3 protein-coding genes are annotated in these 11623 nt (G+C 63.3%); all 3 read left to right on the forward strand.

Annotated elements, in window-relative coordinates; all coding sequences use genetic code 11:
* Positions 1-2: 2 nt before the first annotated feature.
* Complete coding sequence (locus E1P53_RS03445; RefSeq protein WP_131733486.1) at positions 3-6398, forward strand: DEAD/DEAH box helicase family protein; 6396 nt, start codon at positions 3-5, stop codon at positions 6396-6398.
* Between the two features lie 161 nt (positions 6399-6559).
* The gene (locus tag E1P53_RS03450; RefSeq protein WP_244941107.1) at positions 6560-8620 is read left to right on the forward strand and encodes a 3'-5' exonuclease; all 2061 of its coding nucleotides are present in this window, start codon (positions 6560-6562) and stop codon (positions 8618-8620) included.
* Between the two features lie 201 nt (positions 8621-8821).
* A complete protein-coding gene (locus E1P53_RS03455; RefSeq protein WP_244941108.1) occupies positions 8822-11611 on the forward strand; it encodes a DEAD/DEAH box helicase in 2790 nt (929 codons plus the stop codon).
* Positions 11612-11623 lie beyond the last annotated feature (12 nt).

Here is an 11623-nt window from a genome sequence, read left to right on the forward strand (position 1 = left end):
GCGTGGTCGAACTTCTGCCGCTTGCTCAGGCCGAAACCATCAAGTCGAGCCTGCTCGATTACCTCGGCACCACCTTTGCGCTTGCGGATCCCGACGCTCGCCAGGCACTCGACGAGTTCCTCCAGGACCGCGAGACCGGCATGTTCCGAGGCCCTTACGTCCGGCTGCGCTTACCATTCCGCCCCGCTGACGACGGCTGGCGAGACAATCTCGAATGGTATGCGGGACACACCCCGTACGGACATCAAGCAGCGGCCTTCGCGAGACTGTCGAGCTACAACCTGTCCGAGGCGAAAAGGCGGCCACTCCCCACTCTGGTAACCACCGGTACCGGATCGGGTAAGACCGAATCCTTCCTGTACCCGATCCTCGACCACGTTCAACGCGCCAAACGTAACGGGATCTCCGGTACCAAGGCCCTGATCCTGTATCCAATGAACGCGCTCGCCAACGATCAGGCGGGGCGTCTGGCCAAGATCCTCACCGACAACGCCGAATTCGGTGGTATCACCGCCGCCCTCTACACGGGCGAGGGCGGCGCCAAACGCACCACTGTGACGAGCGAAGGCCTCATCACGGACCGCGACATCATCCGGTCGTCGGCACCTGACATACTGCTGACCAACTACAAGATGTTGGACCAGCTTCTGCTGCGACCTGCTGACGCGGACCTTTGGAAGCAGAGTGCCACCAGTCTCCAATACCTCGTACTCGATGAGTTTCACACGTACGACGGCGCCCAAGGAACCGACGTGGCGATGCTGCTCCGTCGTCTCGGTCAGACCCTCAAGAGCCATTGGGCAACAGATGATCCCGAGGTCACTGATAAGGACCGATCGCGCCCACTAGGGAAGATCACACCCGTGGCGACCTCGGCAACCCTCGGCGATGGAAACGACCCGTCGACGATGCTTGACTTCGCCCACACAGTGTTCGGAGACGAGTTCACAACCGACTGCGTCGTCACTGAATCGCGGCTCAGCCTGGCGGAATGGATCGGCACCGCTCCCGATTCCGTTGCCGACGCCGGGTTTTCGCCGAGGACAAAGCCAGGCGACGCACTGTCTGCCGTTGTGGACCAACTCGACCCAGCGGACCCGGTAGGCACCACTAGAGTTCTACTATCCGCCCTGTATGAGGGCGATCGAGAAACCGTGCGGCGCGCAGTCGAAGGCGGCGATCCACTGGTACTCGACCTCGTCAAGTGTCATCCCCTGTTCCAACAGCTCATCGAATTGACGCGCGCAGCAGTCACATTCGACGAACTCTGTGGATCTGATCTTGCCGACTCCCCCCTGGAGGACCTCGAAGGCATATCGCACCCGCGGCGTGTGTCGATCGTGACCGGCCTGTTCACCGTGTTGAGCCACGTTCGCGCTGTCTACAAGATCGCTGCCCCCTCTGTCGATGTCCACCTGTGGATTCGGGAACTCACCCGCATCGATCGCGCCGCTGTCGATACCCCGCACTTCGCCTGGAGCGACGATGGTGTGATCGTCGAGAGCCCGGATGAAGACATCGCCGATGCCCCGTTCCTTCCCGCCATCTACTGCCGCCACTGCAACCGGTCCGGATGGGGAGTCGTGCTCGCACCAACCGGAACGGAGCTCGACGCGGACGACTCGACCATCCGCCGCCGTGCGCTGGCAAGGGATGACCGCTTTCGCGCACTGATCCACGCACCTCAAGAAGCGTTTGCAGCTGAGCACGGAGAGTCCTCCGCTCCCGACATGTCAGATGGCACCTCGCTGGCATGGCTGGTCGTCCGCGAGCGCCGGATCATCCATCAACGGCCAAGCGACGGAGTCATCGCGGAGGGAGGCGCCATTCCCGTTCTCGTCGACAGCTCCACCAATGCGGGAGATGCGTCCGCCAAGCAGGCGTGCCCGTCGTGCCGCCAAGACGACGGTATTCGGTTTCTCGGTTCCGCGATCGCGACGATGCTGTCGGTATCGCTGTCGACGCTGTTCGGTACCCCGAGCCTCGACCCGCGAGAGAAGCGTGCACTCGTCTTCACCGACAGTGTGCAGGATGCGGCCCACCGTGCCGGATTCGTTCAGTCCCGTTCACACGCTCTGACTTTGCGTACTCTCCTACGTCAGGCGCTCGGCCACGGAGAGACCGACCTCGAGACGCTGGCCCACCGGATCATCGAGCTCGCCGGCGACGATCCTGGCGCTCGGTATCGGATCCTTCCGCCCGAGCTCGCGGAGCGGTCCGACTTCGAGAAGTTCTGGAAAACACCGTCGGCCAAGCGCATCCCGGTCCGTCTACGCCGTGCGGTTCTGAACCGGCTGTTGTTGGACATCGAACTCGAGTTCGGCCTGCGGTCAGGTGTCGGTCGCACCCTCGAGCGCACCGGCTCGGTCTTGACCTTTGTCGACGTCACCGAGACTGCGCTTCGCGCCGTGGCCCGCGAAGCCGTGGAAGCACCCGATGTCCAGACAACCATCGACGAGATCGACGACGACACACTCACCCGATGGGTACGCGGAGTGCTTGTCCACATGCGCCGCCGGGGCGCCATTGGTCACACCTGGTTCGACAAGTTCCGTCAAGAAGACGGGAACCGCTGGTGGATCACCGGTGGCCGCAAACGCGGCGAGGGGATGCCGGGCTTCGGCCGTGGCAGCTCCGCCCCGGGCTATCCGATCCTCGGAAAGGCACCCGACACCGACCTCGAACCCATCGCGTCACCACGCGGTTGGTACGCGCAGTGGTCTGCCAAAGCACTGGGCGTCACCGCGTCTGAGGGGGCGGTACTTGCACGTCTCTTGTTCACACGGCTTCATCGTCACGACGTCCTCGGTCAGGTCGTGTCGAAGTCGGGCGCCCAAACCTTCCACCTTCCGCCCTCGTCCGTCATCGCCCGCCCCATCGCCGACGCCGAACTCGCCGGCGGAGCCGTCTCACTGATCTGCTCGATCTGTCGGGACACGGTCCACGCCTACCCCACCACCATCGACCAACTCCGTGGGGGGCCATGCATGGTGATCCATTGCGAGGGTACGCTGCGTGACCACCACATCGATGACAACTTCTACCGACAGATGTACGCGGCGACAGACATCCGTCGCGTCGTGGCACGAGAGCACACCAGCCTCCTCCCCGACGAGGTCCGGCTCGAGTACGAGACACAGTTCAAGCAGGAGGTGCCTCCGCCGAACGCACCCAATGTCCTGGTCGCCACCCCGACTCTCGAAATGGGTATCGACATCGGTGACCTGTCTGCCGTCATGTTGTCCTCGTTACCCCGAACCGTCGCCTCCTACCTGCAGCGGGTAGGACGTGCGGGACGCCTCACCGGAAACGCGCTGGCACTGGCCTACGTCTCCGGTCGCGGTGACCAACTGCCCCGATTCACCCGCCCGACCGACACCATCAACGGCCAAGTCCGACCGCCGGCAACATATCTGGACGCCGAGGAAATCCTCATACGCCAGTTCGTCGCGTCGGTGGCCGACATTCTCGCCCGTCGCCCAGACGCGCCACATCCCCGCACAACTCCGGATGTCCTGCGGTCGACGGCGCCGGGAACATATCTCGGAGCCCTGATTTCGGAAGCCGAGAACCGATGCGAGGATCTCGTCGACGAGTTCCTCGCTGCCTTCCCTCCCCTGGACGACGACGTTATCGAACGTCTGCGTCGCTTTCCGCGACCGGTCAACGGTCCCGGCACCAGCGAGCTGGCGACCCGATGCCACCGAGCTTCCCGAGAGTGGAACCGGCGTATCGAAACGCTCCACCACCGGCGGTCCGCTGTCGAGGAGATTCTGCCGGGCCTTCGGGAGAAGGTGGAGTCGCCGGCCGCGACGTCTGAGGATGAGGCCGAACTCCGCACGGCCGAGGCAACACTGCGTCTTATTCGGAAACAACTCAGCGAGTGTCGCTCGAGGCATTGGATCAGCGCACTCGAGACCTTCGGGTTGTTCCCGAACTACACGCTCCTCGACGACACCGCGACGCTGTCGGTGTCCGTCAATTGGCGTGACCCAGAGACCGACGACTTCGAACACTCCGCGTTCGAGATCAAGCGCGGTGCCGCGCAAGCACTACGCGACTTCGCCCCTGGATCAACGTTCTACGCCAACGGTTTCGCAATCGACATCGACGCCGTCGACCTAGGCATCGACGGCGAAGAGATCCACCAATGGGCATGCTGCGCACGATGTGGGTATATCGAGGACCTCACCGCGTCCGCCGGCGAGTCCCGATCCACCCTGTGCCCACGCTGCCACTCACCTGCCATCGCCGACACGGGCCAACGGCTCGCGGTCGTCGAACTGCGCAATGTGTCCGCTGTCATCCGCAGAGAAGAAGCCGTCATCGATGACACCCGCGATGAGCGCAATCGGCGCTCCTACACGGTGATCACCGCGGCAGACGTCGACCCAGAGCAGGTCACCCGTAAGTGGTACGTCGAAGGCCTCGGGTTCGGCGCAAAACATCTGCGCAGTATGAACATCCGATGGATCAACCTCGGCAGTGGATCGAACGGTGCGCCGAACCGACGCCTGGGCGGTGAGGACGCTGCAGTGAGCCTGTTCCGGGTGTGCTCCGAATGCGGAAAGTTGGATCAGGCCACACGTGCGAACCGTCCGTCGGAGCATCGGCCATGGTGTTCCCTGAGAACCGCTCTCGAAGAAGACACGCGGTCCATCGCCCTCAGCCGCAGCATGTCCACCGAAGGACTGGTCCTGCGTCTTCCGCCCACGGTCACCCTTGGCGACTCTTTCGCAGTCCCGTCTCTCGCTGCGGCAATCCTCCTAGGACTGCGGGAACGCATCGGCGGCTCACCGGACCACCTGCAGGTCACGACAATTGTTGATCCGTCGCCCGGTAAGAGTGGTTATCCCGCACTGCTGCTCCACGACGTCGTGCCCGGTGGAACCGGCTACCTCGCCGACTTCACCAGCCCGTCGACAGTATGGGATCTCCTCCATCGAGCATGGAGCGTCGTCAGCTCATGCCGGTGCCGGACGGAGGGAAAGCTGGCCTGCGAACGATGCCTACTCCCCTTTGCGCCCCTTCATCAGATTCGCTACACCTCGCGATCAGCGGCCCAACATCATCTCGAAACGCTGCTGACCGGACGAGAGCACTCACCCGACGAAGAGCTCGTGATGCCCGCTGAGATGCCATGGCACATCACGCAGTTCGAACCCGACGTCGACGACAGCGAGTCCGACCTCGAAAAGCGGTTCCGCGTCGAGTTCCGCGACCGGCTCGTCAAGCTCGGCGCAACCATCTCCGAGAAGCCCAGTGACCGCGGGGTCACGTGGGACATCTCGCTGGGCTCGAACAACCAGTGGTCACTTCGGCCTCAGGAGAATGTGCTCGGCAGCAAGCCGGACTTCCTTCTGACGTCGTCACGTAGCGGAGTTCCGGTGACGGCCATCTTCACCGATGGTTTCCGGTACCACGCCACCCACAGACACAATCGTCTGGCCGACGACGCCGAAAAGCGGCGGAACCTCAGGGACGCCGGCTACCAGGTCGTCTCGGTGACCCACTCCGACGTCGAAGGCGAAATCGTCCAAGCGCGGGCCTTCGACTCGGCGAAGCGCTCGGCCGTCCTCGGCGCCGCAGGTGACCAGCTGTCCAAGAGTGCGATCGATCTCGCTTTCACGAACGCTCTCGATCTCCTCATCGCGTGGATGCAGAACCCGTCCAAGGACTCCCGAGCCCAGCTCGCCCACTGGGTTCCGATGCTGGGAATCCTCAGCGTCGGACCTACCGGAACACGCTCGTCGGGTGCCTCCACACGCGAGCTCGCCTTGCGAGCGCTCGATGACAAGGTGACCGCGGACCCGGCAGGCGACACGTTCGTGTGGACATCCCCGCACCTGGCCATCGCCGTGCGACTCGCGCCCGGCGCTAAGGTTCCCACACCGGTGGAGATCGCCGTCGTGTTGGACGACTCGGACTCGTCCGTGTCCGCTGACATCAACGATGCGTGGAAGGAGTGGCTCCTCTGGGGCAACCTCCTCAACTTCCGGACGTTGCCGGCTGATGTGACAACCCGGGCGCACCTGGCCTCTGCCTCGATGCAGGTCGATGACGACGTGGCACGCGACAGGGTCGATGAACGCGCCAACTCCACTACCGACGACACCGAGCCCGCACTTTCCGGTCCCTGGCGCGAGGCGTACGAGAACGTGGACGAGTCCGCTCGAAAGCTGGTGGCACTGCTCGCCGAGTCCGGTCTGCCGGTGCCCGAGATCGGCGAAGAGGCGTCCGGAGGCATACCGCTCGAAATCTCCTGGCCACAGAAGAAGGTTGCGGTGGACTTCTTCGTGGACGATGACGAGCGAGAAGAACTCGAGCGCACCGGCTGGACACTGTGTGGTCCCGACCTCGACATCATCCGTGAGACCTTTGAACAGAAAGGCGTCTAGTGCCCCAGATCATTCTCGGTCCCGGCCTCGAGAAACTCGATGGCAGCCTTCAGAAGCCGACCTACGCGTTCCTGGCGAAGCTCTCGAAGAGTGATCAAACATCTGGTCTCCACATCGAGCCGATCGTCAATTCCATCGATGATCGCGCGCGGACAGGCCGTGTGGACATCAGCAACCGCGCCGTGCTCTTCAAGCTGCAGGGCAGCAACCAGGACGCTTCGTATGTGTTCATGGGCACCTACCCCCATGACGAAGCGATCGAGATCGCCAAGAAGTCGACTCTGAAGATCAACCCGCGGAACAACATCGCCGAGCTGATCGCGGCCGACGAAGCCGAGATCAAGCCGAAGAAGCCCGTGCCTCTGGCCCCCTCCACCCCGCCGGCAGCAACGTCGGCTCCAGCGCACAAGTCGCTCCGCCAACGCGAGTTCGTCGTCGACGACCTCACGGAACTGGGCATTGCAGAGGACTTCGCCGAAGGTGCTCTCGACATCACCGACCCCGACGAACTCCTCGAGTACACCTCGGCGGCGCCCGCCGCCTGGCAGGCCAACGCCCTCCTCGACATCTTCACCGGCGAGTCCCTCGCCGATGTCCGCGAGAAGTACCGGATCGGTACCGAGGAGCCCGAGGGCGAGACCGACGACGATCGGATGCTGGCCGCGCTTCGTCATCCTGCCGCACAGATGGAGTTCGCGTTCATCGAGGACGACGCCGAGCTCAAGGCGGCCATCGAGAATCCCAATTTCACGGCGTGGCGCATCTTCCTCCATCCCGAGCAGCGGTCACTGACGACGCGCGACTTCAACGAATCGGCACGCATCACCGGAGGCGCCGGAACCGGAAAGACCGTCGTGCTCCTCCACCGAACACGCTTCCTGCACCGGAAGAACCCGACCGCGCGCATCGTGCTGACCACATACAACCGCACCCTGGCCGAGAACCTGAAGACGCAGCTTCAGCTCCTCGACCCGACCATCCCGCTGGCTTCGAACCTCGGTGATCCCGGCGTGTTCGTCGCCGGCATCGATTCGATCGCCTACCAAGTCCTCTCCCGTGCAGACGATCTCGGCGGCACCGAGGGACAACCCGGACCGGTGGTGGAAGTTCTCGGACCACGTACGTCCCAGATCCTCGAACGCACCCGTGACGACGAATGGCGTTACGCCGCCGACACCGCCGGTGGGGATCTACCCGCCCAGCTGCGCACCACATCGTTTCTCGAGGCCGAGTACGCAACTGTCATCCTGCCGGCTCTCATCACCACCGAGCAGGAGTACCTGCGCGTACGTCGCCCGGGACGAGGCGTCGCGTTGAATCGTCAGCGCCGCAAGCAGGTATGGGAGATCGTCTCCGCGTATCGTGCGGCGTCAGCCGCAGCTGCCACGACCGACTACGAAGAGCGCGCCGCGATCGCCGCACGCGTACTGGCCGAGCGCGGCCCGGTGGCCGACCATGTTCTGGTCGATGAGGCACAGGACCTGAGCCCCACCAGGTTCCAGCTGCTGCGTGCGCTCGTCGCACCGGGTCCCAACGACCTGTTTATCGCCGAGGACAGTCATCAGCGGATCTACGGGCAGAAGATCGTCCTCAAGAACTACGGCATCAACATCTTGGGTCGTCGGTCGAGCCGTCTGACGCTCAACTACCGCACCACCGAACAGAACCTGAGGTACGCCCTGGGCATTCTCTCCGGCGCTGAGTTCGCTGATCTCAGCGGTGACTCCGAGACCACGGAGAACTACCGGTCAGCACGTCGGGGCCCTATACCCGAAGCCCGACATGCGGACTCGATGACCGAACAGTACGAGCTCGTGCGCGACTATGTGAAGGCGTGGCTCGCCGAAGGGGTCGATCCCGAGTCGATCGGGGTTCTGGTCCCCACCAAGAAGGAAGGGCAGGACCTCGTCCGCGCGCTGGGCGAGCGGGAGGTACCCACCACCTTCGTCGACCGCGACTCACGCGGGAAGCCGCACACGGCCCAGGTGATGACGATGCACCGATCCAAGGGCATGGAGTTCGCGAAGGTCATCCTCGTCGGAGTCAGTGCGCGTAGTCTCCCCCGGGACTACGTCATCGAGTCGCTTCCCGAGGGCGACCGCGAGGACGCTCTACAACGCGAACGATCGCTGTTGTACGTCGCGGCCACGCGTGCTCGGGATCAACTGGTCGTCATCTGGGTCGGCGAGCCCAGCCAGCTGCTGCCGGAGGTCGTTTCGTGACAAGAGCAACGAGGTCAGGCAGATTTTGAAAGACCAACTAATCAACCCCGGAGTACTTTCATAATTCGTCCGTTCGGACCAATACTTGACTCGCACCTCCCCATAACCCAGAAAAGATGTTTATATCGCTAACGGGTTTAGGTGTAAAGAGTAGGGAGCGGTGGTACCACGGTGGTGCAGGGTCGGTCGAAGGCCATTCTGGTGGAATTCCAGAAGCTCCTCAGTCAGGGTCCGATCAGTCAAGATGTTGTTCTCGAAGAGCTCGATCTTCGGGGTCTACGTGGCGTCACCATCGGTGACCTCTTTCTCATCAACACCGAGCGACCTGTCGCGGAGTTCGATGAGGCCACCCAAACCTGGGTTCCCATCGGCACCGCAGCACCGCGTAACGAGTCGACCCAACGCGTTCGCGTCAAGATCGGCAAACCACTGACCTTCAGTGCCCGATCCGAGATCGCCAAACTGCGTGAACGAGCTGGGCTCTCGGACGCCGCTGCACACGCACCAGAGCGTGTGTATCCCGTCGATCCGCAATGGCGGACGATCGCGAAGCAAGCGATTCAAGGACTGGGCGACGAATACTCCCAGGCAGTTCGCGAGGTGGCAAAACAGGAAGTCCACCTCGACGGTGGACGCCGGCACTCGGCCACCGACACTCGCGATCTCGTCGTGTATCAGCTACAGGACGATCTGGACATCCGCGAGGGCAGCACCGCAACCCTGGTCCTCGGCGCCCAGCACGAGAACCGAGCGTTCGAGGTCGAGGTGGTGTCACGATTTGGCACCGAGCTGACATTGTCGGTGCCGGCCGACATGCCATACTCTCCGTCGGCAAAGCTGCGGGTCGACCTGACGTGGATCGTCGGAAAGCAACGATCCCGGCTATCCGAGCTCCTGGACAACGCCCAGCGCTTCAACACCACCGCCGCCCTCGCCGTCGTGACACCCAAACCAAATGGGGCATCACCGAGGCTCGCCCCTCATCCGGCGGACGACAGCCTGAACCCTCAGCAGAATCTTGCTGTGCGACATGGTATGACGCCTAAACTGACCTGGCTGTGGGGACCGCCGGGCACGGGCAAGACAACCACCCTGTCGGTCCTCATCCGTGATCTCCTGGCCGCCGGAAGACGCGTCTTGCTGTGCGGTCCGACGAACACAGCCGTCGACGTGGCACTGGTCGGCGCGTTGAACAAACTCGGTCGACTCGAAACCGGTCGCATCGTGCGTGTGGGACAGCCTGTCGACGAGAGACTCGCCAACCGCCACATCCCTGTCCTTGTCGAAGAAATTGCGGCCGCTCGTGGGCAGGAGATCGCACGGCGCGCGGTGGCACTTCGCGAGGAGGCATCGCAACTCACGAAGAAGCTCGAGCAAATCACGAAGGCACGAGGCACAACCCCGTCGTCGAACGATCGGATCCGGCTCCAACGGCGCCTAGCCGAAGTGAAAGAGATGACGAATCAACTGGATTCGTCCCTCCGAGATGTCCGGCGTCAGGTGGTCAGAGACGCATCACTGGTGGCTGCGACGGCTCATCAGAGCGTCCTCGAGGGGCTACAGGATCAACGCTTCGATACGGTCGTGATCGATGAAGCGAGCATGATGACCGCCACGCTCGCGATGCTCGTGGCGGGACTCGGTAACGGCCACACAGTGGTGGCTGGGGATTTTCGACAACTCAGTCCGGTCGCAGTGTCCGATACGCCAGCCTCCCACAAGTGGCTGCATGACAGTCCTTTCGAAGCGGCTGGAGTGGCCGCGAACGTTCGTCGAGGTACGCCGCCTCTCGATCTCGTCGCACTGACGACCCAGCATCGTATGCGAGCCAAGATCTCCGATGCGGTGAGCGCCGGCTTCTACCCGGAAAGCCCACTCAGGACAGCAGATTCGGTGACTCGACGGCGTCGGCCCCCGATGCCCTTCGGTTCCGCCGAACTAGTGGCCATCGACACCTCCGACCTGCGCGCATGGATGGGACGACGCGGAGGGTTGGTGTCGCGCTTCAATCTCATGCACGCACAGATCGCTGCTTCGATTGCCGCGGCGAGCACGGACGTGGATGCCGCGTTCATCACGCCGTTCAACTGCCAGGCAGCGCTGCTGCGACCGTTCACCGCAGACCTCAACCGCGGCGAGGCGTCGACGGTTCACAAGTTCCAGGGCGGCGAAGCCGACCTGGTCGTGTACGACTGCGTAGATGCCGCAGGCAGCAACTTCAGGCTTCACGACTGGTTCGCCAACGGAAGCTCGGGCGGCACCGGCGCCCGACTGATGAATGTCGCCGCCAGCCGTGCCCGAGAACAGCTGGTCCTGCTCGCCGACTTCGGACGTGTGCATAGGCAACGAGGCACCGTAGATGCGGTGTACACGTTCATGCGGGAGTTCCTCGAGAACGCCGAGCGAGTCAGTTGGCTTGACGTCGTGAGCGACACTGACTCGCCGACGTCGGTCCACCCAGATCTCGACAAGCTCGGGTCGGACATCGCGGCCTCGGATGGCCCCATCGAAATCCGTACCCCTTCAGTCGCCCCCACCGCGATGATGTCGTTGGTGGGTCCGTTGCGCGACGCAGCCAAGCGAGTCCCGGTGACGATCTGGTTCAGCCCGGAGCCAAATGGGGACCTCCCGATGCCGCTGTTGCACTTGCTGCAATCGGACGTCTATCTACGACCGACGAGACCGGTCCACGAGTCGATGGCCATCGTCGGCTCCATCGTCTGGTCAGCAACGGGTGCGATTCTGTCTGACGGCCCCGGGACCTGGCTACGCACCCGACACCCTGGTCTTGCGGAGGCAGCGCGAATGGCGATCCGCCGAAGGTCCACTGCATACGCGCAGGGCAGTGACCAGGGCGCCGAACGATGCCAGTGTGGCCGTCCGTTGGCGCGCGTCGAGGACTTCAAGCGGACTCCGGAGATGGTCTGCTTGTACTGCGAGCCAACTCAACGTTCGGTGCGAGGACGGCCGCATACGCGAGCAGTGCGATGAGGACTGATCAAC

Origin of the sequence: Gordonia paraffinivorans, from assembly GCF_900683595.1 — a bacterium.
GTDB classification, from domain to species: domain Bacteria; phylum Actinomycetota; class Actinomycetes; order Mycobacteriales; family Mycobacteriaceae; genus Gordonia; species Gordonia paraffinivorans.